The organism is Alteromonas sp. 5NS40-0096, from assembly GCF_057544385.1.
This window is the reverse complement of sequence record NZ_BAAJLQ010000005.1, coordinates 96580-121141: the sequence shown is the minus strand read 5'-3', so window position 1 is coordinate 121141 and position 24562 is coordinate 96580. Positions and strand designations below refer to the sequence as shown.

The 24562-nt window shown below is 44.0% G+C and carries 24 protein-coding genes; 12 read left to right on the top strand and 12 right to left on the bottom strand.

Translation table 11 applies throughout. The annotated features are described in order from the left end of the window. Positions 1-57: 57 nt before the first annotated feature. The gene (locus tag AC27G9_RS15530; protein ID WP_487075385.1) at positions 58-762 is read right to left on the bottom strand and encodes a LytR/AlgR family response regulator transcription factor; all 705 of its coding nucleotides are present in this window, start codon (positions 760-762) and stop codon (positions 58-60) included. Further along, positions 755-2449 carry a sensor histidine kinase gene (locus AC27G9_RS15525; protein WP_487075384.1) on the bottom strand — a complete coding sequence of 565 codons (1695 nt, stop codon included), beginning with the start codon at positions 2447-2449 and terminating at the stop codon, positions 755-757. The genes AC27G9_RS15530 and AC27G9_RS15525 overlap by 8 nt, the downstream gene beginning before the upstream one ends. Before the next feature lie 202 nt (positions 2450-2651). On the opposite strand from AC27G9_RS15525, the gene AC27G9_RS15520 reads away from it, so the two are divergent. From AC27G9_RS15520 to AC27G9_RS15510, 3 genes are all read left to right on the top strand, one after another. Continuing rightward, the gene (locus AC27G9_RS15520) at positions 2652-3905 is read left to right on the top strand and encodes a serine hydrolase domain-containing protein (protein ID WP_487075383.1); all 1254 of its coding nucleotides are present in this window, start codon (positions 2652-2654) and stop codon (positions 3903-3905) included. Between the two features lie 150 nt (positions 3906-4055). After that, positions 4056-5039: a DJ-1/PfpI family protein gene (locus AC27G9_RS15515; RefSeq protein WP_487075382.1), complete on the top strand. Its 984-nt coding sequence runs from the start codon at positions 4056-4058 to the stop codon at positions 5037-5039. A gap of 10 nt (positions 5040-5049) precedes the next feature. Further along, entirely contained in the window at positions 5050-6015 is a 966-nt protein-coding gene (locus AC27G9_RS15510; RefSeq protein ID WP_487075381.1) for a GlxA family transcriptional regulator, read from the top strand. A 28-nt stretch (positions 6016-6043) separates the two neighbouring features. Here the strand turns inward: AC27G9_RS15510 and AC27G9_RS15505 are convergent, their stop codons facing one another. Further along, the gene (locus AC27G9_RS15505) at positions 6044-6919 is read right to left on the bottom strand and encodes a LysR family transcriptional regulator (RefSeq protein WP_487075380.1); all 876 of its coding nucleotides are present in this window, start codon (positions 6917-6919) and stop codon (positions 6044-6046) included. A gap of 98 nt (positions 6920-7017) precedes the next feature. Between AC27G9_RS15505 and AC27G9_RS15500 the strand changes: the two genes are divergently transcribed. Then, on the top strand, positions 7018-7791 hold the full coding sequence (locus AC27G9_RS15500) for a DUF1330 domain-containing protein (protein ID WP_487075379.1): 774 nt from the start codon (positions 7018-7020) through the stop codon (positions 7789-7791). A gap of 571 nt (positions 7792-8362) precedes the next feature. Next, positions 8363-9502: a serine hydrolase domain-containing protein gene (locus tag AC27G9_RS15495; protein WP_487075378.1), complete on the top strand. Its 1140-nt coding sequence runs from the start codon at positions 8363-8365 to the stop codon at positions 9500-9502. A 43-nt stretch (positions 9503-9545) separates the two neighbouring features. On the opposite strand, the gene AC27G9_RS15490 is transcribed toward AC27G9_RS15495, so the two are convergent. Together AC27G9_RS15490 and AC27G9_RS15485 are read right to left on the bottom strand one after the other, a co-directional pair. Then, the gene (locus AC27G9_RS15490) at positions 9546-11021 is read right to left on the bottom strand and encodes a serine hydrolase (protein ID WP_487075377.1); all 1476 of its coding nucleotides are present in this window, start codon (positions 11019-11021) and stop codon (positions 9546-9548) included. A 232-nt stretch (positions 11022-11253) separates the two neighbouring features. Beyond that, complete coding sequence (locus tag AC27G9_RS15485) at positions 11254-11442, bottom strand: hypothetical protein (protein ID WP_487075376.1); 189 nt, start codon at positions 11440-11442, stop codon at positions 11254-11256. 258 nt (positions 11443-11700) lie between these two features. On the opposite strand from AC27G9_RS15485, the gene AC27G9_RS15480 reads away from it, so the two are divergent. Continuing rightward, on the top strand, positions 11701-12669 hold the full coding sequence (locus AC27G9_RS15480) for an alpha/beta fold hydrolase (protein WP_487075375.1): 969 nt from the start codon (positions 11701-11703) through the stop codon (positions 12667-12669). A 242-nt stretch (positions 12670-12911) separates the two neighbouring features. After that, positions 12912-13430 (top strand): hypothetical protein, encoded by a 519-nt coding sequence (locus AC27G9_RS15475; RefSeq protein ID WP_487075374.1) that lies wholly within the window; start codon positions 12912-12914, stop codon positions 13428-13430. A gap of 91 nt (positions 13431-13521) precedes the next feature. Here the strand turns inward: AC27G9_RS15475 and AC27G9_RS15470 are convergent, their stop codons facing one another. From AC27G9_RS15470 to AC27G9_RS15450, 5 genes are all read right to left on the bottom strand, one after another. Next, on the bottom strand, positions 13522-13863 hold the full coding sequence (locus tag AC27G9_RS15470; protein WP_487075373.1) for a hypothetical protein: 342 nt from the start codon (positions 13861-13863) through the stop codon (positions 13522-13524). A gap of 1132 nt (positions 13864-14995) precedes the next feature. Next, positions 14996-15496, bottom strand: a complete 501-nt coding sequence (locus AC27G9_RS15465; protein ID WP_487075372.1) for a flavodoxin family protein — start codon at positions 15494-15496, stop codon at positions 14996-14998. Positions 15497-15573: 77 nt separating this feature from the next. Then, entirely contained in the window at positions 15574-15720 is a 147-nt protein-coding gene (locus AC27G9_RS15460) for a hypothetical protein (protein ID WP_487075371.1), read from the bottom strand. A 23-nt stretch (positions 15721-15743) separates the two neighbouring features. After that, complete coding sequence (locus tag AC27G9_RS15455; RefSeq protein ID WP_487075370.1) at positions 15744-16361, bottom strand: SMI1/KNR4 family protein; 618 nt, start codon at positions 16359-16361, stop codon at positions 15744-15746. Between the two features lie 138 nt (positions 16362-16499). Further along, on the bottom strand, positions 16500-17075 hold the full coding sequence (locus tag AC27G9_RS15450; protein ID WP_487075369.1) for a hypothetical protein: 576 nt from the start codon (positions 17073-17075) through the stop codon (positions 16500-16502). Between the two features lie 622 nt (positions 17076-17697). Between AC27G9_RS15450 and AC27G9_RS15445 the strand changes: the two genes are divergently transcribed. The 3 genes from AC27G9_RS15445 to AC27G9_RS15435 are packed head-to-tail and all read left to right on the top strand — an operon-like array spanning position 17698 to position 20636. Continuing rightward, a complete protein-coding gene (locus tag AC27G9_RS15445; RefSeq protein WP_487075368.1) occupies positions 17698-18249 on the top strand; it encodes a GbsR/MarR family transcriptional regulator in 552 nt (183 codons plus the stop codon). A gap of 9 nt (positions 18250-18258) precedes the next feature. Next, on the top strand, positions 18259-19626 hold the full coding sequence (locus AC27G9_RS15440) for a cytochrome ubiquinol oxidase subunit I (RefSeq protein WP_487075367.1): 1368 nt from the start codon (positions 18259-18261) through the stop codon (positions 19624-19626). A 5-nt stretch (positions 19627-19631) separates the two neighbouring features. Beyond that, positions 19632-20636: a cytochrome d ubiquinol oxidase subunit II gene (locus tag AC27G9_RS15435; protein ID WP_487075366.1), complete on the top strand. Its 1005-nt coding sequence runs from the start codon at positions 19632-19634 to the stop codon at positions 20634-20636. A 48-nt stretch (positions 20637-20684) separates the two neighbouring features. Here AC27G9_RS15435 and AC27G9_RS15430 read toward each other — a convergent pair whose 3' ends face one another. Beyond that, on the bottom strand, positions 20685-21869 hold the full coding sequence (locus tag AC27G9_RS15430) for an acyl-CoA dehydrogenase (RefSeq protein ID WP_487075365.1): 1185 nt from the start codon (positions 21867-21869) through the stop codon (positions 20685-20687). 43 nt (positions 21870-21912) lie between these two features. Next, positions 21913-22374 carry an Lrp/AsnC family transcriptional regulator gene (locus tag AC27G9_RS15425; protein WP_487075364.1) on the bottom strand — a complete coding sequence of 154 codons (462 nt, stop codon included), beginning with the start codon at positions 22372-22374 and terminating at the stop codon, positions 21913-21915. A gap of 143 nt (positions 22375-22517) precedes the next feature. Between AC27G9_RS15425 and cysK the strand changes: the two genes are divergently transcribed. Together cysK and AC27G9_RS15415 are read left to right on the top strand one after the other, a co-directional pair. Next, entirely contained in the window at positions 22518-23507 is a 990-nt protein-coding gene (gene cysK, locus AC27G9_RS15420) for a cysteine synthase A (RefSeq protein ID WP_487075363.1), read from the top strand. An 81-nt stretch (positions 23508-23588) separates the two neighbouring features. Then, positions 23589-24509, top strand: a complete 921-nt coding sequence (locus AC27G9_RS15415) for a GGDEF domain-containing protein (protein ID WP_487075362.1) — start codon at positions 23589-23591, stop codon at positions 24507-24509. Positions 24510-24562: the final 53 nt, after the last annotated feature.

Below are 24562 nucleotides of genomic sequence, written 5' to 3'. Positions count from 1 at the left end.
CCAGAAGCGAATGCTGTATAGATAGGTTCTGCAACAAGGTATGTTTAGGCAGAGAACTCAACCTGATTGCATCACTTTGCGCAATTCATCGACTCGGGTCCTACCTACCGGTAGGACTTCCCCCGATTGTAATGTCACTGTGTACTTTGAGCCTGAGCTGGCGGTCAGGCTTACCAAACGTTCAAGATTGATGGCATAGGAACGATGAATACGGAAAAAGCGAGAAGGTAACACTTTCAACAGCCCATCGAGGTTTTTCTCATGAAGCACGCTTTCAAGGCTATTGCTAAAGACCTGACAGTAGTGACCATCCGCGGCAATAAACTCAATACCATCAATGGGCATCATTTTAAGCTGCTTGCCAGAGTGATAGGTGAGGTATTTGCACTGCCCCAAACGTTCAGCACTAAACAAACGTTCGCAAGCGGTTTGTACTCGCTGTTGGGTAAAAGGCTTAGCAACGAAATCCAACACGCCCAAGTCATACGCTTCTATAGCGCGGTCGGCGTTGGCTGATACAACAACCGTTTGAAACCCCTTACAGAGTTGACTCTTAAGTAGTTCGAAGCCATCTCGACCATTCAAGTTAAGGTCTAAAAATAGTATGTCTATCTGATGCTCTGACAAATAGTCCGATGCATCATCAAGCTGATGAAATACCCGAATAGTGACAGGCCCCCGCTCGTTTAAACTGGTCTCAACGAAGCGTTTTAGGCGTTTCGCAATCATGAATTCGTCTTCAACTATGGCGACATTAATCATGGCCGCTCCCGTCATTTTTTGTTGAGGGAAAGCTAACCGTGAAACTCCAGCTTTCTTCATTCTGAGCGATACTATGATGCCAGTCGTCTTGATAAGCCTCATTCATTCGAGCAAAGATATACTGATTACCCATACCAGTCCCAAGTGCAGAACTTTGAGGTTTCATGGTGGTTTGATTTCCAACCGCAGTAAACGTAATGTCAATTTTTCCGCTTTGAAATCGCTGGCAAATAGCAAATTCGCAATGCTTGTTGTGGCTAGGAAAGTGTGAAATCCCGTTTTCTACAAGAGTTAGCACTATGCCCGGCGGTATTTGAACATTGCTATCAAGGATGTCTTTGTGCAAGACAAATTGGTTAGCAGTGCGGTATTCCATCACCGCCATATGGCTTTCGCAAAGCGCAATTTCCTCCGATAGTGAAATAAAGGAGCGTTGAGACAGCTGTGCTATATGACGAAACTCTTGTGCCAGTGCATGAATAAATTTTATCGATTCGGAAGGCGATTCTTCAATCCATTCTTCTACAGCCGTCAGGGTGTTTAAAATGAAATGAGGCTGAATATTTCGCTTCACTAGCTCTAATTCTAGCCGCGTCTTTGTTAATTCACTTTTCGCCAATTGCCTCTCGTGATCTTTGAGAGAGCGACCTTGAACATACAATACAAATGCCAGCAGCACGCCAGACGACACAAAGAAATATCGGTCGGTAAAGTCTAAGAGCCCGAGAGACGCAGGAGCAAGGAAGATGACCAAAACTAATAGTAACAACTTAGCGTAAGGCTTTCTCTGTGAGCATGCTACAAGTGATACCACCAAGCTAATGCCTGCTCCCGTGAAGACAAACAATAAACTCTGGATATCGCTAGAGGCAACGGTTGCCAATGCGACAACGGCGCACACCAAGAACAGCGCAGTACAGGCAAATTGAAACGTTTTGGTGTAGCGAAAAAAATTCAAAATGAATTGCAGCAACACGAGTGAAGTCAATAGTGTCAGTAGCGTTACGATAGCCAGACGCCATTCGTGCCAATAGTATGGGTATCCCACTAAACCTCGCCAAGACTCGGCGGTCATGAGCAACAACAAGCACAGCGAATACAGTGCACTGTATAACAGGTAAACTGGCGCCTTACTGAGTGAAAAATACAAATAACTTAAATAAATGAAGATGAGTAGAGTAGCACCACTCATCACCATTGGAACTAGCGCCCGTTTGACACTAATACCTGACAAGGTTTCGTAGTCGGTTGCAAACATCCAAATGAATGACGATGAATCCGATACCGCCATGTGTTGCCGAGAGATGGTCAACACCACTGTATGACTACCTCTCGTTGCAAGGTGCGAAGGTACAAGAAATACACTGTCGATCTGACCCGCTATTTCACTTTCTTCAGTCTGCCCTATTTGCCCATTTTCACCAATAAACTCGCCATCCCACTCAACTCGATAGCTACCCAAAACATTAATAAATAGGCCAAGCGGCTGAGGGGTAGATTCCACTAAAACCATTTCGCCTTTGAGCTGATATTGTTTGTATTTTTGTGGGATAGATTGGTTCGAGTCGACAACTTGCCAGGCGGTGTAGTTACGTGTGCTACCTCCGTCAGCGATCACACCTCGATAGGAGAGTTTCTCGATAGATGCCAATGCGGCTGCATCAACAGCCGTTGATATACTGGCCACGAAAAGACAAATCCATATCGCCAAACCGTATCGAATCAAAATCTCGTATTCCCCATGATTGATGAACTTACATCATATCAGTGATTCGACAACATGATAGAGCTGTTCACGTCGCAGCGGAGCAGTTCAAGAATCAACCGATCATTTTACCCAATTTGCCGTTTACCTTTATGGCTCGGTGACATCAATGAGGAGCAAAGGTATGGCAAAGTTAAAGTTAATTTCAAAGATAGCAGTAATGATCGTGCCCGCAGTAGCGTGGGTGGGGTTCGCCTTTTTCATGGCATTTGAAGGCATGTGGATGACGCCTGTCTCTGTCCCAAATGATTCACAAGCTTTTATCCAGTTTGCCAAGCAAACTATGGACGAGAAGCTGAAAGGAAATGGCGCTTTAATACTTGTTGAGCAAGGCAAAATTGCACAACGTTACTTCAAAACAGCCTCAACTGCTGGCGACGACATATCATTTGAGGTCACCGAAAATACGTTGTTTCCAGCAGCATCTATGAGCAAGTTAGTTGCTGCCGTTGCCATACATACGTTGGCGGAGCAAGGTCATATATCACTTAATGATAGTATCGAAAAACACGTATCGAGCTGGCAACTACCTGACAGTGCATACGATCACGAGCAGGTGACGATTGCAAGACTGCTAAGCCACACGGCTGGACTAACTGATGGCTTGGGCTTTGGCGACTATACGGCGCACGAGACGCTACCCAGTATTACCGAGTCACTAGCACAACCTCGCAGCGCTAGCGGAGATAAGCAGATAGTGGTCGGGCAAACACCTGGAACCGCCTTCAAATATTCCGGTGGTAGCTACTTGTTACTCGAATTGCTCGTAGAGGAGGTCACTGGAGACAGTTACGAGTCCTGGGTTAGCAAAAACGTGCTGCGCCCAAGGGGTATGATACGAACAAACTTTAACTACATCGAAAAGTCAGATGATTATTCTCTGTCTTACGACATCAATGGACAACTATCACCATCGTTTCAATATGCCTCTTCTGCAGCAACGGCAATGAATACGACAGCAGCTGATTTAGTGGCGTTGATTCAATCTTTGCTAACGCAGCCAAGTATAATTGAACAACTGAGTCAACCAATGGGGATGGCGATGGGTGCGCCAATTTGGGGGCCAGGTGCAATGTTGTATGTGCCGTTAAACGAAGGGCGCTATGTGATAGGCCATGATGGTAGCAACGATCCTGCAATCAACACCAGTGTGAGGATTAATCCAGAGACAGGGGATGGCTTCATTGCTTTAGTGTCTGGGCATACGAGCTTAGCGTCTGAGATAGGCTATGAGTGGGTACTTTGGCAAAGTGGTAAACCAGACTTTGTCTTCACGGATAGAGCCATAGCATCTGCAGTAACGCCAATGGCCATAGGCGCTATTGGCTGGCTAGTCTTTTGTTTACTCGCTTTTTGGTTGAGAGGCAAAAAGCGATAGGCATTATTCCAAGACGAGGTAGTACTCTCTAACCGCGCTTCACTATTTACTGGCAAAAATGACAGATATCATCGGATATGTGTCATTTTGCCATTCATTCAATGCTCGTAACCTATCCATGTGTTTAGTCATTTACTGAGGAAAACTTTCATGACCACACTTGGACGTTGTTGCAAAATCATGACCCTTTGGCTGGGCTTGGTGTTAAGCCTTAATGCTGCGGCTCAGGATAAATTCAAAGTTGCGATCCTGATGTTTGATAATGTGCAGATTATCGATTTCGCAGGACCATACGAAGTATTTGGGCAGGCCAGATTCGAGGTCATTACGGTTTCAAAGGACGGTGAACCCGTTGAAACGGTAATGGGGCTAAATGTAACACCGAGCCACAGCTTCGCAACGATGCCTGCAGTCGACGCAGTTATCGTACCCGGAGGCAATGTGCACGATGCGATGCAGGATAGTGACATCCAAAAATGGTTGAACAGCCAGCAAAAAACAGCCGCTCACATTTTGTCAGTGTGTACTGGCTCGCATATATTAGCGGAAGCGGGGTTACTTGACGGTAAAGGGGCCACCACTTTTCATCGGTCTATTAATTGGCTTAAAAACGACTACCCTCAAATTGACGTACAACCCAAAAAACGCTTTGTCGATAACGGCCAAATCATTACCTCAGCCGGTTTGTCATCAGGCATAGACGCCTCGCTACATTTAGTCGGCAAAGTGTTGGGATTAGATCGCGCCAAAACCATTGCCTTGCATATTGAATATGATTGGGACCCTGATGGCGGCTTTGTTAGAGCTCTAATGGCAGACAAGCAATTTCCTGACAACCAATATGACTGGCCTGAAGGCGTGAATTTTAATCGAACGAGTTCATTTGGTGACGAAGCATTCTGGCAAACGACTTATCAAGTAACTACCGATATCCCTATTAAAAACCTCATTGCAGCCTACCAAAAAGCGATGAGTGTACATGACGACTGGCGCATGACAGAAACCGACCTAACCAACCAATTAAATTGGCAAGGGCTCGGCAAAAACTTAAACTGGAATCATCAATTAACGATTGTAGAAACAGATCTCGCAGATACCTTCAAACTGCAAGTTACTGTGAAAAAAGAGAGTTGAACGTCTCGCTATGATTAAGCAAAAAGTGGGTTTTGTACTTTACGACAATGTGAATGCACTGGACTTGGTGGGCCCTTTAGAGGCTTTTCATACGGTATCAGAAGTTGCAGGGCCCGCTTATGAAATGCGGTTTGTTAGTCATCAAAAAGGCCAAGTGAAAACCGAATCGGGGCTGCCACTAGTCGCAGACAAATCGATTAATGACATTGGCCCTGTCGATATTCTCATTGTACCCGGCGGTTCAGGCTCTAGAGACAAGCAGGTGCTATCCTGGTTATGCCCTTGGCTGCAATCGGTTCAACCCGAAATTAAACGTATCGTCAGCGTTTGTACCGGAGCTTACGTATTAGCCGCGGCAGGGTTGCTTGACGGCTATCGCGCAACAACCCATTGGGCGCATATCGACGATTTTGCTCAACGGTTTCCAAAAGTAATGCTACTCGCCGACGAATTGTATGTCGACAATGGCCACATTGCGACGTCTGCGGGTATTACATCAGGAATCGATTTAACCCTGAAATTGATAGAAGATGATCTCGGCGCTGACATCGCCGCCAAAGTTGCACGTTACTTGGTGGTTCACTACCGCCGCTCTGGCCACCAAGCTCAATTTTCCCTACCTCTAAAATACCAGATCAAAGCAGATAGCCAATTCGCTTCGTTGCATGGCTGGGTAATGGCTAACTTACAACAAGATTTGAGTGTCAGCCAGTTGGCCGAACAGGCACAAATGAGTGAACGAAATTTTTGCAGGCGCTTCAAAGAGCAAATGGGCCAGTCACCCGGGCGCTATGTAGAGTCGTTGAGGCTAGACTATGCCAGACAACTGCTAGTAGAAAAGCCTTGGCCAATAAGCCGAGTCAGCGAAGCCTGCGGGTACCAGCATGACGACGTGTTCAGGCGAGCTTTTGAAAGGCGATTCCAAGTCGCGCCAAAAGCTTATAGAGCCATGTTTGCCCCCCAAAGCAACCAATAATAGCAACCGATAACTTCACAATTATTCGCTACAGCGGCAGCTCGCCTTGTATCAATGCGCGTTTATCACGCAGAGCTTGAGTCAAATATTGCATCAATACTTTCACTCTGATCGTATCTTTTAAATCAGGGTGTGTCAGTACCCAGATATCGACTTGGGGAGTGGGTGACGCGTTGGGAAGCCTGACGAGGTCAGCACAATCATCTCCGAGAAAACACGCGGTACGCCCCAATCCATGGCCGCGTTTCAGCGCGATAAAACGAGTGACAATATCATCAATGGTAATACCGATAGGGACATCTGGATAGGCAGAGCCTTCAACTAAATCGGGCCATTGCTCGGATTGTGAGGGCGCTATCCAACGCAACGCATCACGGGGCGTCGACTCCAAATATTGCCGATTCGCGTAATAGCACAAACTGTAGGGAAACAAACGGTGCCCCACTAAATGTTCAGGTAGTTTTCGCGCTGCTCGAATCACCACATCCGCTTCCGATTTGTCTAGATCGGCAAATTGGGTCGAACTATTGATATTCAACTGAACTCGAGGATAGCGCTTGGTAAAAGCAAACAATTCGTCATGAAGTAAATACTGAGCCATAGGCTCACCAATTGAGAGTGTCACTGGCCCAGCCATGGCGTCATCGGTATCTGATGAAAAACGCTCCGCACTCATCACGACTTGCTCCATGCGCCTAGCAGTAGCAAGCATGGGTTCACCAAACGGTGTGATGTGATAACCGCCAACGCTCTTTTCAAAGACATGGCCTTTATGCCGCCGATGCAGTTGCTCTAAGCGCCTTGCCACTGTCGTATGAGTAGTGGCCAATGTCATTGCTGCACCGCGTAATGTACCTGTGCGATGTAAGGCAAGAATCAATAAGTAGTCATTCCAATCTTCCATTGGAACGATTTTGCACCACTATGAATAAAAAACAACCCTCGCATCCACTTTTAAGGCTAGATAAAGTGCTATTAAACATACAAACAGGACTCTAGCCCATGTTCTCAAGATCTTTCAAAAACAACTTTAAACCCATGTTTAATATAAAATTATTAATAAACACCGCATTGCTATCGACCTTTTCATTCAATGCGTTAGCAAGTACTCAGCAATGGGCGGTTGATATTGAACCAGGACAAGTCGTCCAACTCATTGCACCGGTTTCATTGCCCGAGACTCTGGCACTGAGAAAGCAATATTATCGCGATGCGATCCCTTTAGCAGAACAATATGGTTTTAAGAATCACGGGCAGCTGATCATTGAAAAAACAATCTTGGGCGACTTCAAGCCACCAACATTGATTGTTGGGTCTTGGCCATCACCAATGGCTATCGACCAATTCGAGCAAGAGCCTCAATGGCCTAAATTGAAAAGAGACCGAAGCGTCGCATGGCAAGATATCCGTTTATACAATGGCGAAGTCGACCGCCCCAAAAACATGACGTTCTCCGCAGACAAAACCTACACTGTCGCTTTTGCTTGGGTAAATACCGACAATCCTAACGATTATTTTGAGTACTTAAGTAACGTGGAGCCCCTATTGGAGGAAATTGGTGCGCGATTTATGTTTAAAATCCGCTACCCCAAAATTGAAGCAGACCACCCAAATACCCCCGCACCAGACCAAATTACCTTTGTTGAATGGCCAGATGCAAACGCTTTGGCAAGACTAAGAGCCATGCCAAGATACAAAAACATAGTGTCATTACTCAATCGCGGTGTTACCCAATTAGACTTACACGTGGTTCGCCCAAAAGCGTTCATCCAATAAACACACCACACTACTAAATAAAATACTGTAGAGGCTGGCCTAAACCTGCCATTGAGCCAGCCTACTTTTAACGCTTGCCACTTCTCACCTCCTCTGTCCTCCCTTAGGTGAGAAATCACAATGTGGTAATAATTACCACATTGTGATTCAACGGAGCCTGCCGTAATAGTGTATTGGTGTGGTCAAATAGACTAACATTTGATTTTTTTCAACGAAGCATTTGCATACCAAGTAACGAAAGCCCCACTTAAAACCAATAAAATCAGATATTTAAATAATACTCACCACTGGCATTTTAATTGCTAATTCATTGTACTTTTTAGTACCCCAAGCGAGTTGACACAAAAGAAAGTGTTTTTGGCGAACATCTCATGTTCCCAAGATGAAGTCAGCGCTGTTGTCATTTCACTACGAAATAAAAACAACATCGAAATGCGTTGGCTCTTTCGATTATTCAATAGATAAAATTTTGTTTAGTCGCTTTGAAGTTACAGCAACCAAGGTTCCAATAAGGGAAGTTGTAGGGCATTTCCGGCAGCTTAGTTAACGAGCACTTAACAGACAGAAAAACATGAAAATTGACAAAAATTTGTATTTAGTTTCTTTCTCTTTACTCTTACTTACGGCTTGCGGAAGCCGTTATGTTCCTAACAAGAATTTGCCATTAGCGGGCAAGGTTGATGAATATTTTACCTATTTAAAGGAAGAAAAAGACTTTCACGGTGTTGTACTAATTTCTAAAGAGGGAAAAGTGTTAATCAATAAAGGTTACGGCAGTGCTTCGGATGAAAAGCAGTTGCCCATGGTACCTCAAACTGTCTTAGATATTGGTTCCATAACCAAGCCATTTACCGCAACGGCGATTTTAAAGTTAGTTGAGGAAAATGTATTGGATACACAACAAACCATTGTCGATTTTTTTCCAAACGTTCCCGCTGACAAAACCGACATTACGATTCATCAATTGCTCACGCACACCTCTGGACTTCCCTCTGATTTTGCGGACGATTTGGATACACTGACTAAATCACAAGCTCTAGAGAAAATATTAAGCAGTGAGTTAGTGGCCAAACCGGGTGAAAGATATGAATATTCTAATGCGGGATATGCCACATTGGCCTTAATCATAGAAAGTGCCACTAACCAAAGTTATCACTCTTACGTTAGAGCCGCTGTTTTTTCACCACTAAGTATGGATTCATCGGGTTTTTACGGCGATCAACATTTGTCAGCGCACTTGTACTATACCGGTTATATGAATAGCACAAAGACAGATTATGCTTCTCTAAACGCTTCATACTTGTATGGTAATACTCTAGGAAATGGTGGGCTCCTCTCCACAACAGACAACTTGTTAAAGTGGACAGAAGCGATTACTGATGACTTTTTTAGCGCAGTCACTAGAGAAAAAATGTTTAATAGCAATGCTGATGGCTACGGCTACGGGTGGGTAGTTAAGGATTCTGAATACGGCAAACAATTCTGGCATGACGGCGGAGGGCTTGGTGGTAACGCCTATTTGGCGATCTACCCAGAACAACACATCACCATTATTATTCTGTCAAATCGCATTACCTACCAGACCGTATTTGGCCTCCCTGTTAACGTACTGATACCAGCAGACGAAGCAGGTAAACAGATCATGGAGAACATAATGCGTGATGACTTTACCCAAATGCCTGAAAAAACCTTCCCTGGTGGAAGATGGTGAGCCCAGCCCATTGGTTAGAGAGGCTGAGCGACTAATCCACTGGCTACTGTTTCGCGTCAATTTCTCGAATGCGATCTGGGATGTGCTGATAAGAGGAATCTAAATCCAACGCTTTTTGATAGTTGGCTTTGGATTTGCTGTACTCACCGACGTGATAAAGCGCTTCAGCATAGCTGTCATAGGCATTTGCCGACTCTGGGTAACTCATGGTGTTGAGTTCGAATAATTTGAGCGCCGCCACAGGAATGGTGTCGAGCAATTGATAACCCAAATTGTTAATCAGGTTTTCCGTGGGTATCTGTTGAGTATTCGGATGCTGTCTAAAGGCGAAATAGCTCTGTGCCATCTGTTCAAATTGGTTGTTTTCTGCCTGCGACAACAAACGTTGTGCTAACTCTACTGAGTCCATCTTTATCTCTGCATTAACGGTATTTGCCAGTGCATAAGAAAACTCAAAAGCGTTAAACGACGGATGGAAGCCACCATTGGTTAAGTGTAATACAGTGACGCTTTGAGAAGGATTATCGTTGATATAGAAATGCCGCGCATTAATGATATTACCACCGTAATGGCCGACTGCTGTCGCTTGGGACTCTGCCTGAACTTGCCAGCCATGAGAATAAGTGGCTGTTCGGCCTGTTGTTAATTTAAAGGGTTGCCATGCACTTAGCAGTGTTTGTGGTTTGACAAATTCGCCGGAAACTAGCACTTCAAACCATCTGGCAATATCAACTCCCGATGTATTCAAACCCGTTGCCGCATACATAGTCGTTGCAAACGGCCACACACCAAAGTCGCTGATTTCACCTTTATCACGAATGTAATAATGAGTAGAACGGCCCGGCACAGTGACGTTACCACCGCCGTATACCGTGTGATTCAACGAATAGGGCTTAATGATTTCACTATCGATCACATCGATTAATGATTTGCCATAGAACTTTTCGATGATGAGCTTCAATAGCAAGAAGTTCGTTTGATTGTATCGAATGTTTGTGTTGGTTTGAAAAGCAAATGGCTTGTCTCTTAACGAGCGAATAATTGCTTTAGGGTCTTCACTGGTTTTTTGCGAAAGATCGAAAAATTCGGGCAAACCAGAAGAATGCGCCATCAATGATGACACTTTGATACTTCTCCAATTATCAGGCAAATCATCCAGATAATGAGAAACAGGCTGCGAAGCCTCTAATTTACCCTGCTCAATGAGGCGTAAAAGCATAGCCGATACATACAGCTTGGTAACTGAATAGATGGGGTAAATTGTATTGTTTGTCACGCGGCTTTGTGAATCCACCGAAACCAAACCTTGGCTCCGTGAATAGGCAAGTTTACCGTTTACGAGGACCATGACAGTATGACCAACAATGCCGTGCTCACTGTTGGCATTGTCAACCAGCTGATTCAGCCGTGCGGTTTGTATATCGGTCAGTACTGCGGGAGATTCGGCTCTTGCCAATGCGCTCTGTTGAAGAAAAAGCGCGAGAACAGCCAATTTAATCCCTTGTTTGAATAACGCCATGAAGCTTCCCTTTTATGTTAATAACGCGAGTTGTAATCGTCTTCGCAACGTTAGTCGCGTAACAATCATAAAAGGTTGCGCACAATTTAAAATTTATTGTTCAACACCAAAAGGGAGTAGACAACTCTAACTGAGTCAGTCGGATTGAATGCCGAGCTAACTCCGCATCGTTCTGATTTTCCAACATAACCGCGAGGGTGGCTCGGCATATAACACGCCAAATTGTCACATGCTACGCATTGCCCTTTGGCTTCAATGGCGCCAGTAGCAAGTAGAATATCCAAGCAAACCAAGATATGAATATCACGGCCAGAATCCACACGAATTTCTCACCACCTTGAGTTTTACTCGAGGCGACAATGGCGATAACAGGGATGGCCCAAAGCAATAGTAAGAAAAGGCCAATAATAGAAAAAGTCATGAAACTTCCTTGCTGTACTGTCTAGCGTTCCAATTTAGGGAAGGATAAGGGCAAGTCGACACATTGTCACTTTTGTTTTTTAAACTTGCGAAACTATAACTCTGGTTATTTCTATGCGTACAAGGTGCGCGTATCGATAATATGTAACTCCAGTCTACAGGCATAAAAAGGGGTTACCTTAATCCGTAACCAAGATTGCAGCTGACTTGCTTTTCTGATTCAATAATCGAATAACTATATAAAAATTAATGGATTAATATGGCCTTTTCTCTTAAGCGACTGCCCTCCAATAAATTAGCCGTCGTCACTTTGGCAGTGATAGCGTGTTATTTGCTATTGCGTATTGTCGCTTACTTTGTGCATCAGCCAATTCCACTACTCGGAGACTATTTTTCCTTTAATGGCAAACAAGTGAGATATGTCTGCAAAGGCAACGGTGAACCTTATGTGTTCTTTGAGTCGGGTTATGGCGATGACTCAGAAGAGGTCTGGGCTTCAATTTCCGAACAGTTACCAAAAACATTCACGTCGTGTTTTTACGATCGATTGGGCCATGGTGGCAGTGACAATATTCCTTCAGATTTTACTCGGGAAGATAAAGCCGAACTTCAAGCCTCTCTCATTCAACATGTAGCAGGAGACAGCCCTGTTATTATCGTGGCGAGGTCATACGGCGGTATTATCGCCAGACACACGGCGGCAAAAGGCGGCATTAATTTAGCGGCACTAATATTGTTAGATTCCGCCCACGAGAATCAACACGAAATACTGCGCGGTACTTTCTCACCCATCGCGTCTCATGTACAAGCTTGGCATTATGCTGACCCCATTCTTGGAATATCAGATATCAAGAACCTATTTAAGCACTATGACTCGCCATTGGCTGAACGGCTAAGCCAGTACTATTCCAGTTTTCGATACGCTAATGTGATGGCAGCTTACCGAAGTGAAGGCGGTTTCTTCACGCCGTTAGCTGACTTCAACTATGACTTCGGTGACTTAAAATTGGTGGTAATGAGCCATGACCGAGAAGCCTACAAAGCGGCTCCGCGTTTTTACAACGTCGGTGATAAATGGGCTGAGATGCAAAAAAGTATCGCGAAGCTTTCTCGCAACTCTGAACACATCGTCGTGAAAGATGCCACGCATAACATCCCTGGGGACGCACCAGAAGCGGTAATATCCAAAATTGTAGAGACCGTTAATCATATTGCGCAACAAGATTAAGAGAATCGTTAGCGTTGATTAATTTTTAAATCGCACACAAGGCTTTCTAGAATACGCAGGTCACCTGTCTTGGGGCTGGAAACACGCTTTCCAAGCAAAGTATGAAATAGTGGGCAGGGCTATTCTCCTTTGTATAGCGCTATATTTTGCTACTCATAAAGTGAACTCGGATATCGAGTAAAGCACGCTAGCAAGCTACTAATGAAAGTGAAATTGGCGTTGTTATTGGCTAAGGAAATGTGATGAAAAAAATACGTCTACTCGCTATTTTTGTATTATTTTGCTATCTGCTCCTGCCAACGAAAATACACACTCAAATAGACTCGCAACATGGTAAAAATACATTTCAATATTTTCAATTCTCAATGATCTATTGGCGAGTAGCGATTTTAGATGATGTTGAATCTGTAACGGGTATTCATGTATTTGAATATTTCTCAAACGCTTTAAACAATGATGCCTTGTCCATTGAGGAGAGGGAGTACTATTTACAAACCTTAAAAGCCTTGGGTGGGTTTATTTCCCGAGAACGGTTTAATCAAGAACAAGTTACCAAGATGCTTATTGATAGCGTTGTAAACTCCGATGTGGAAAGGTTTCGTTATTTGTACGTCTTTTTTGATGCAGGCAATATCAAGGAATTACATTATCGGTCTGAATTAACTGGCGAGCTTTATTCACTTAATGCCTTGTTAGAGGAAAAATATGGCCGAAACAACAATCCTTTTTGTAAAGTTAAAGAGAATCGATGCACATATTAAGTCGATGAGAAGGTGTATGAGTTTCTCAGTAGTTCTTGGGACATATACAAATATCGTATGTAACTTATGCCGCCATACTAGTAGTGACCATTTAGTCAGACACGCCTTGTCTCCAGTTTTCCATTTTGGTTGTCAAACCGGGATAGCGCCAATCAAAGATATAAATTACCGGTGATAAATACAGTAAGACCAATATGAGTTGAATAAACGACTTTGTGACTGTCGGAAAGTCTAAGTTGTTTGTTTCGTGTTTCAAAATAAATACGAAAAGCGCCATCCCTGTTAAAAACGGCAGCATCAATATATAGTGCGTAATCAAATTCGACATGCTTCTTTGTTTCGTTATGTGACGAATTTGAAGCCTGCAAAGCACTTCTACAATAAATGCATTTAAACCCGTTGCCAATATCGCGATAAGAATTAGTTTAAGCACTTAGCTTGTCCATGTAATACGTAGCGCATACCTTCCTAATACAGGGCTTATCAAAATTTACCTATACTTTTTAGTCGCATGGAACCGAACCAAACTTTAATAGCTCTCACTTGATTGCCTTGTCAGGTAATACGAGCGCTACTCGCTTTCAACGAAGCCAAAACTAACATTACGATCGGAAACAGCAACAATACTGTACTATCAAAATTACTTATCGAATGTAATTTTTCAAAAGGGCCTATGACTTTTCTATTGAATGAGAATTGATAGATTTCATTGTCGTTTTTTTCATCAAACCAAAGTGTGAGAAAGCCTTTTTTATCTAACGCTTTCTCAAATCGAGAGTAGTATGGATTTGACTGAGAAAATTCAAAAGTTCTATCTTGATAATTGAAACTTATAAAGTCTTCACAATACCGACCGCAGGGTACAACCTGATACGCTATTGGAGTCCGAATATTAACCTTTGGAAAATCAGACGCTTTTGGCTCTGGAGGCGCCTTATAATTAAGCAGTATTATTAACACTACAAAGCCAGAGAGAACCCACGCCCAGTGTTTATTGATAAAGGTAAGCATGCCTGTAGTAACTAACTCCCAAAGCCGTATTATGTTTTTGTCCCAGCAACCCTAAATGCGGGGTGCGGCCAAAACGTTTCGTTATTCATTACTCCATTCTTCACTTATGGAATATTTCATTTTATCTAGCTCCTTACCCATTAATGTGCACTCGATATAATAGATATCCTTGTCTTTTGTGTGCACTAAAATCTCATAAGCATCGTTTAACTGATTACCATTTTCTTGTTGCATTTCTAAATGAGAAAACCTAGTCAGCTCGATTATCCAGCAGGTTACTTTGTCCCTTTGGTAATAGATTTTGTCATTTTTTTTAAAAAGGCGATGCGTGACCAGTTTGCGATAACCTTTAGGTTTAAACAACCATCGAAACAGAAGAACGAAAATAACACTGCTCCCGTAAGTTAGAGGCTTCGATTCAATTTCCCATTCAAACATATGAGCTCAATATTGACATGAAACGCCCCAGTAAGTAGCGAACACTTGCTGTAAAAACAACCAAACCCCAGCGAGTAGGCGCCCCAGCGAGCGGAGCGAGTTTATTTATTAGTTTTTTACGCGACACTGTGAATAAAACCCTCGATTTTGTCTTTGCTGGCACTTAAGGAGAACTTTTCTGGGCAGGGTGAATAATGAAAACCAACAAGATCCATACCTAAGTACGCAAAGGTTTGTTTAAACTGCGCCAAAAAACAATCTGGCAAGGCGTCGTCAGTGCCTGTAGAGATAACAGAACATTTAAGTCCGCGCAGTTTACGCCCTAAGTCTCTATGAACAGTTAATAAATCCGTAAACCTATCGAAGAAGACTTTCATCTGTGAAGACATTGAATACCAATAAACAGGTGTAGCAAAAATGATATGGGAATACTGAACAAGTGATTCAATTAGACTGGCAAAATCATCGTCTATATTCCGATGTTTATAATCGAAGGCCGAGATATTGTACTGATTTAAATCTATGAATTCGGAGTCTAGCCTCTCTGATATGTATTGAGAGAGTTGTGAAGTATTACCATCGCTTCTCGAGCTACCTAAAACTACCGCAAATTTCATAACTACCTCTTTGTCGCTTAACGCCTCAATCAGAGGCTTTTAAAAGTCCATTTCTGCATTGACTTGTTATGTAGCTTTTAGTGCAGTTTTTCAAATACACCGTCAAGAACGCCAAGCAGTGCGTCAGTATCCCAGTCAGGATTTTCATTCCTATCAAATTTACTCGAAATCACAGATGAATTCTCAATGCCCCTAACGCCTTGCCATTTCTCGCCGTTAGACATCCAATTGACAACTTGTTAAACCTTTACACTTGCATGAATGACACTCTTGAGTTCCATTCTTCTTTGAACACACTGCACCAGTCCTTGCGAACTGAATCGAACCACTCTAATGTGGCTAAAACGCTAGACTCGTTAACTTCAAAGTTACTTATATGGTACTCGATGGTTTCATCCGATAACGTTAATTTGCTCAAGTAGTCGTAGAAAGACTCCGCAACGACTACAATCGAATTTTCTTGCCTAAGGCCAGTCCAACCCGGCATCCCTTCAACAAATGCTACGATCTTATAGCCATCTCTAAGGTCTATATAGAGGGTGCTACCGCCCCCATCCGTAGCAATAGGAAGTACGCCTTTGTCAGGAAACCCTTCCTTTTTCTGCTCTTGTAGCAATTCGAAGGGATTAGATTCCCAATCATTAGAGATTTTAAGCGTGTAAAGAGATGAATATGACATCCATTCCTTATTGCCATCTTCAAATTCAACAAGCAGATCATATTCCAAGTACCCGCCATTACAGCTAAGTAAAAATTCCTTGTAATCATCAGGAATTTTGCAACCCAACTCTGTTTGAAGTGCTAAAAGCTGTTCTTCAGTAGCTGATTCATTCGTATCTTCTATTATAAGGTTTTGAAAGTTCATCCTTGCTTACACCGAATTCTCATTGACTTAACTTCCCAATAAGCGGCAAATGCTTATTGGCGATAATCGCGAAGCCGCCAATGGGTATTTGTCCCAGGGAGCAACGCGAGCGAGTAAACGTCCCGCTGACTTTGTTTGTTAGCTACTACCAATCTTTTTCCATTCAGGGTTAATATTTTGAGAAGTCGCGTCTACAAACTGGGTAAGTTTGGCTCCTAAAAATAGGTATTCGATAGAATGCGGCTTAAAGTCCAAATCTCCTTTAAATCCTAATCCACTCTCTTCTATCCTTGAATAGCTTTCATAGGGAACGCGCCTCAGGTTTTTTAATTCAAAAGCACCTTTTTTCCATTCAAATCTAAAACCTTCAAACTCCCCCAATTTTGACGTTCCAAGAATATGCTTCTTTCCATCTTTAGAAGATACGATGGTAATTTGAGGTTCGTTTTCAGTCTTGTTCGCATCGATACCAAACAAAATAAACTTATCTCTTTTTTCGTTCCATACCCGATACATAGCACCAGACTCATTCGAAGACTCAAAGTCCAAACGTTTAACGTCTAAAAACATAGTAAAAAAGCAATCATCTTCACAGAACACAAGAAACGAATTTAATTCAGCTTGACCTGCAGGTGTGTCGTGCTCAGAAGGAAAAAGAGTTTGAGCTGCAGCTGCATAGGTAGCAAAACAAAGAATAAATAAAAGCTTTTTCATAAAACATCCCTGAAGTTAAACATAGCAGCTAACGCCCACTTTTAGGGCCGACCGAAACGTTGTGTAGGTTATCCCAACCGCGATAGCAGCGACAACATGCGCTTGTATGTGTTGTAGGCCTCATAGTATGTGGCGAGTATTTTATAAATACCCCAGTTGCATGTTACCCAAATTGAATATGACGCCCAGGTTAACTGTCAAACCAAGCTTCGTATATTATCGAAAACTTGATGGCGAATAGCTAGTGCGCAGGCTCTTAATCCGGGGGGATTTTTGACATGCATTCTTCGGGCTACACAAGCCCGTTAGATAGGAAGGACTAAGCTTTCAATTAGGCGGTGATTATAATTAGCGTTGAGCGACCGCTGTCCATCCCAAAACATTGAGCCTTGCTTTAGTTTGAGAATATCCGCTTTACGTATATTGCTGCCTTTCAAATTCATCGACTCATCTATCTCAAAATCTATATAGGTCCAATGCGATCGCTATCACTACAAGTGAGATTTACAGAAGACTTGTCAAAACAACTGAGATTCCACAAATCATCACGAAAAAACTTGATCTGAGTCAAGCTTACATTTAAAGTTTCAGTAATTTCTGAAACTTCATTATGGTCAGTAAAATGAAAATGACTCCTTTAATCACATCCGCGGTGATGCACTTTGGTGAAATGGGTAGCCGTTGGGGCTTCAATCGTACAGTCGGTCAAATGTTGGCGCTGATCGTTTTGAGTGAGGAACCGGTTAGTGCCCAAGAAATAGCAGATTCACTCAATATCTCTCGGGGCAACGTCAGTATGGGCTTGAAAGAGCTTCAGGCCTGGCGATTGGTAAAGTCCCATTTTGTCCCAGGTGATCGCAAAGACTATTTTATACCCGCAGGCGATATCTGGACTCTTGCTATTCGAGTTTTCGAAGAGCGCCGTAAACGTGAAATCGACCCGACGTTAAGCCTGCTGCGTGATTTGCTACTTGATTCTCCTGCCAATACACAGGAAGAGCAGGCCCAAAATACATTAACGGAAATTCACGACCTACTCGAAGCGGTTACCAGCTGGTCTCAAGAGTTGCAAAACCTTGGGCCTGATAAGCTAAACACCCTAATGAAACTGGGTTCAGGAGTAGGCAAGGTACTCGACATGAAAGAAAAATTCATGCCCAGTAAAAAAGCTTAGGAGATGCTAATGGATGTACTCTTGTTGTCTCGGCTGCAATTCGCTCTCAATATTAGCTTTCATATTCTGTTTCCCACGATCACGATCGCATTGGGGTGGTTCTTGTTTTACTTCAAGCTGAGATCAGATTTATCTGGCCACCCTGTTTGGATGCGTATCTATCGGTTTTGGGTGAAGGTTTTTGCGTTAACATTTGCCCTTGGCGTAGTCAGTGGTGTCACCATGTCCTTTCAGTTCGGCACAAACTGGCCAGGCTTCATGGAAAAAGTCGGTAATATCGCTGGGCCTTTGCTCGGCTACGAAGTGCTGACGGCGTTTTTCCTTGAGGCCACCTTCCTCGGTATCATGCTGTTTGGCCTTAAACGCGTGCCCAATTGGTTGCACACTACCGCCTCTTTTGTTGTGGCTTTCGGTACCACGGTTTCGGCATTTTGGATATTGTCACTCAACAGCTGGATGCAAACACCGCAAGGTTTTGAAATGATCGATGGCGTAGCCTACCCAACCGATTGGATGGCGATTATTTTCAATCCGTCGTTTCCTTACCGCCTCGTACATATGCTGCTGGCTAGTGGCCTAACTGCAAGCTTTCTGATTGCTGGTTTATCCGCCTATCGCATCTTAAAAGGCGATGATAAAAAAGCGCCAACCATTGCTTTTAAAACCGCAGTGTATACCGCAGCAGTGCTCATACCCCTGCAAATATTTGCGGGTGACCTACACGGGCTAAATACATTAGAGCATCAGCCACAAAAGGTCGCAGCGATGGAAGGGCTTTGGCACACCGAAAAAGGCGCGCCGCTTGTACTTTTTGCTATCCCGGATGAGGAAACAAAAACCAACAAATTCGCGATTGAAGTCCCACATGGTGCAGCAATGATCCTGACGCACAAATTAGATGGTGAACTCAAAGGGTTGAACGAGTTTGAAGGTGAACACCCACCAGTGGCGCCTGTCTTTTTTAGTTTTCGAATCATGGTTGGCCTGGGCATGTTGATGCTAGCGGTGGCGTGGCTAGGTAGCCTTTTCTTGGTACGCAACAAAGCGCTGCCTGATTGGTTGATGAAAGGCTTTATCGGGATGACTTTCAGTGGTTGGGTCGCCACGTTGGCTGGCTGGTACGTAACTGAGGTAGGTCGTCAACCCTACCTGGTCAGCGGCGTACTGAGCACGGCCGATGCCGTTACCAGTATTCCAAGTGCAAATGTAGCGTTCAGCTTTTTTATGTACTTAACGGTTTATGCTGTCCTATTGGTGGTTTACATCAGGACGCTATTCCGCCTGTGCCGAAAGTCTGTTTATGTCGAGGAGATCTCTCCTCAAGAACAGGCCATGTTTAAATACAACGCGCAGCAACTCAAAGAGCAGGAGGCGTAATCATTATGTTCGAATTTTCTGCCCATACATTGGCACAGATATACCTTGGATTGTTTGGCCTTGCCGTTTTGGTTTACGGCATACTCGACGGTTACGATTTGGGTGTAGGCATATTGCTGCCAATGGATAACGAGCAACACCGAGATACCATGATTGCTTCAATCGGCCCTTTTTGGGACGCGAATGAAACCTGGCTCGTGCTGGCCGTTGGTTTATTGCTAATCGCTTTTCCAACTGCGCACAGTATGGTGTTGCAAGCACTTTATATCCCCGCTTCTCTAATGTTACTTGGCTTGATCATTCGAGGCGTAGCCTTTGATTTTAGAGCCAAGGTCAAACCCGTTCGCAAGCAATTATGGGATAACGCGTTTAAGTATGGTTCGCTACTCACAACCCTAGCTCAAGGTTATATGTTGGGAATGTATGTCACTGGATTGGATAACTCTTGGTATGCCCATCTGTTTGGCGTCATGGCTGCCTTTGGTGTTACCGCCGCATACCTATTTATTGGAGCGTGCTGGCTCATTTTGAAAACGTCTGACGACTTACAACAACTGGCTTATAAATGGGCGAAACTCGGTGTTTACATTCTCTCTGCTGGGATTGCAGCCGTGAGTGTGGCCAATGTTGCACTTCACGATTTTGTTATGCAGCTATGGTTCAGCGCACCCTCTGGGTTGTTGCTTGCAGCAATTCCGGTAACGTGTTTTGGATTATTAGTGCTATGCAATCTCATCCTTACCCGTTTACCCAAAGCGGCTGGACAAGGCGAGTGGCTCCCCTTTCTGATTGCGTTATTGGTGTTTACCCTGTGCTTCGCTGGATTAGGGATCAGTTATTACCCCTATGTTATTCCAGGTGTTTTGAAAATTGATGACGCACTTGCTGCACCATCGTCCCTCACCTTCTTACTCGCAGGGGCCTTGGTCGTCATTCCCTGTATATTGGCTTACACCGTTATGGTTTATCGCATATTTTGGGGTAAGGCAGAAAAGCTCAGTTACTACTGAGTGACCGCAATAAAAAGCAGCCTTTCGGCTGCTTTTTCGTGTCGACGCTTAGAAAAATGCTTGCAGACCTGTTTGCGCTCGGCCCAGAATCAAACCATGAATGTCGTAAGTACCTTCATAAGTATTCACGGTTTCCAAGTTCATAAGGTGGCGCATCACATGAAACTCATCACTGATGCCATTTCCGCCATGCATGTCTCTGGCATCACGAGCGATCGCTAACGCTTTGCCACAGTTATTGCGTTTGACCAACGAGATCATTGCAGGGTCCACTTTACCTTCATCAATCAATTGGCCCACTCGCAATGACGCCTGTAGGCCTAGGGTAATTTCAGTCTGCATGTTTGCAAGTTTGGTCTGAAACAATTGAGTCTGCGCGAGCGGCTTACCAAATTGTTTCCGGTCGAGCCCATATTGCCGAGCACCATGCCAGCAAAATTCAGCGGCGCCCAATGCGCCCCAAGAAATACCGTATCGCGCCATGTTTAAGCAGCTGAAAGGGCCTTTTAATCCTCTGACTTTGGGTAGCACATTGTGATCAGGTACAAACACGTTATCCATCACTATTTCGCCCGTTATTGACGCTCGCAATGACAACTTGTTTTTGATTTCAGGACAGCTTAGCCCCTTCATTCCCTTTTCTAGGACAAAACCAGTAATCGCACCATCTTCCTCTTGGTTCTTTGCCCACACTACCATTACATCGGCAATAGGAGCGTTGGTAATCCACATTTTACTGCCCGTAAGGCGATAGCCCCCCTCAACTTTTTCGGCACGCGTTTTCATCGAAGCCGGATCGGAACCCGCATCAGGTTCGGTTAAACCAAAACAACCAATCCATTCTCCTGTGGCGAGCTTTGGTAAAAACCGTTCTTTTTGCTCTTCACTACCAAACGTATAAATGGGATGCATTACCAAGGACGACTGCACACTCATTGCGCTGCGATAGCCACTGTCTACCCGCTCAACCTCTCGCGCGATCAGACCGTAACCCACGTAGCTGGCCCCCGCACAACCGAAGCCTTGAATAGTCGCTCCCAACAACCCCATTTCTCCAAATGCTCGCATAAGATTCGGGTCAAAGTATTGATTGCGATTCGCCGCTAAAATCGTCGGCATCAATGTGGATTGGCAAAACTCATGAGCTGCATCTTTAAGCATACGAGATGCTTCATCAAGTTGGTCGTTGAGTAATAAAAGGTCATCCCAAATGGGTAAAGGCACTGAAGACATAGGTAACCTATTGTTGTGTTTTGTAGGGTGGGTTAACTCTTACCTAAATGTGGCTTAAAGGCAAAGCCGTATCGTACTTTATTTGTTCCATCGCAAAACTAGAAGTGACGTCACCCAAATTAATACCGTTAACTAAACGTTTATAGAAATGATCAAACGCCTGCATATCTTGAACCATGACTTTGAGCATATAATCGTACTCTCCAGACATTCGGTAAAATTCAACGACTTCCTCGAAAGATGAAGCATGCAATGCAAAGTTGTCTAACCATTTACCATCATGCTTTGCCGCTTTTACCTGTACTATCACTGTCATTCCGAGATTCAATTTACTCTGGTCAAGTAGTGCCACTCGCTTAGTAATTACGCCTTGTTCCTGAAGCTTTTGAATCCGCCTCCAACAAGGTGTGGAGGTTAAACCTACTCGTTCCGCGATTTCTGCCACTGGCACGTCAGCATCACTTTGCAATATTGACAAAATCGCCTTATCCAATTTATCTAGCATAAAATTCTCATTAAAAATAAAATTTAGAATAATACTGCAAGAACATTTATTCCCATGCAACTATTTAGCATTTTTACACCAAAAGCACGATAGATAATAGATCACGTTCAAAATTAAACGCCGCCAAAAATGTGGGAGTGATTATGTTAGACCAAGCTTTTCAACAAGATGTGTTATCAACCGATGTGCTAACCGACAAAAACAGCGTAAATATTTACGATGACATCACTCAAACCATTGGAAACACCCCGCTTGTCAGATTATCGAGGCTGGCGAAGCAGTATAATTGCAAGGCGGATATCGTTGCTAAAGTTGAGTTTTTTAATCCAGCAGGATCGATCAAAGACAGGCCTGCGTTCGCAATGCTGCAAGCGTTGATGGCGGATAAAAGCTTTAACAAAGATACTCAGATTATCGAGGCATCATCAGGTAACAATGGAGTCGCCTGTGCCTGGTTGTGTGCGATGTACCACATTCCATTGACAATCGTGATCCCAGAGCATATGAGTATTGAACGCCAACAGCTGATTAAACACTATGGCGCAAATGTGATAACCACACCAAAGACGTTAGGCACGAAAGGGGCGATTGATAGAGCTGCGGCACTTGTCGAGGCTACGCCAGGCGCAGTTTCTTTAAATCAGTTTGGCAATGGTGCCAATCCCACTGCACACATCGACTCCACCGCACACGAAATTTACCGCGATACTCAAGGCGAACTTGACGCTGTTATCGCCGGTGTTGGCACTGGGGGTACTATCACAGGCTTAGCCAAAGGGCTGAAGAACAGAGTCGATAACCTCAGCGTCATTGCGGTAGAGCCTGCTAGCTGTCCGGTATTAACCGAAGGCAGGAGTGGCGTACACAACATTCAGGGGCTTAGCTCAGGCCACGTTCCTGATGTGCTAGCGACCGATTTACTTGACCAAATTATCTGTATTGAAGACGAAGACGCGGTTGAAATGGCACGAGAATTAGCGCGTGTTGAAGGCCTCGCGGTAGGTATTTCTTCAGGTGCCACGATGAAGGCAGCCATTCAACTAGCTCAGAAACCAGAGTGGGAAGGAAAACGTATTGTGGTGATTTTAGCCGACGGTGCTGAGCGTTATTTTTCCACAGCCTTGTTCGCATAACGCCTGCTTTGGCATATCAAGCAGTATGTAGTCGCGATGTACTATACTCAAGAGACAAATCATCAGCGTGATCTGCTTTTTATGCCTAAAAATGACGCGGCAATCATTCAATTATTTGAAGATTTTATCTGTTCTAGTCGCGACGGCTATGCCATTTTTAGTAAAGAAGATGTGCTTCTTTATGCCAACCAGGCCTTTGCCGATATCTTTTGTCTGAAAGGGGAACAGCAAGGGAAAGTACATTTTACCGATATGGTAAAAGTCGCCTTTGAAGAAAAGCGCGGTATCAACATTGAATCCGATGACTTAAATGCTTGGCTTACATATGTCGAGAGCGTGCGCAGGCAAAGGGAGTTTCGGATTTTTGAAGTCGACCTTGTCGATGGCCGTTGGATGTTGTTCTCTGAACAAATTCTCGAGACGGGCGAAATGTTGGTGCAAACCAAAGACATTACCTCGCAAAAAGTGATTGAGGGTCAACTCAAAACATCAATAGATGAACTGTCACAGTTGGCCCTGACAGATGAACTCACGCAACTAGCGAACCGTCGTAGCTTTGTCGACTCAGCCACCAAAGAGCTGGCTAGGTGCCAGCGTAAGTGTGAACCATCGACTATGATGCTTATCGATCTCGATCGGTTCAAATCTATCAATGATACCTATGGCCACTTTTCTGGCGATACTGTGCTCAAATCTATTGCTAGTACGTTAATTCGTACGTTAAGGGAATACGACATTATCGGCCGCTTGGGTGGAGAGGAATTTGCGATTTATTTAGGTCAAACTGATGCTGAGCTTGCCAAAGTAGTAGCAGAGCGACTGCGGGCTAATATAGAGAACACGCCAGTACATTGCAGCGGTAACGTAATTCATTTAACTGCATCCATTGGCTGTGCTGTCCAAATGGCTAACTCGACCTTTGAAAGTTTGTACACCCAAGCAGATGAAGCCTTATATCGCGCCAAAAAACAGGGCAGAAACCGAATAGAATTCGCGAACTAAACGCCAATCAATAACAGCGGTTGCGGAACAAAGGAGCGTGCTGCTCCTTTGAT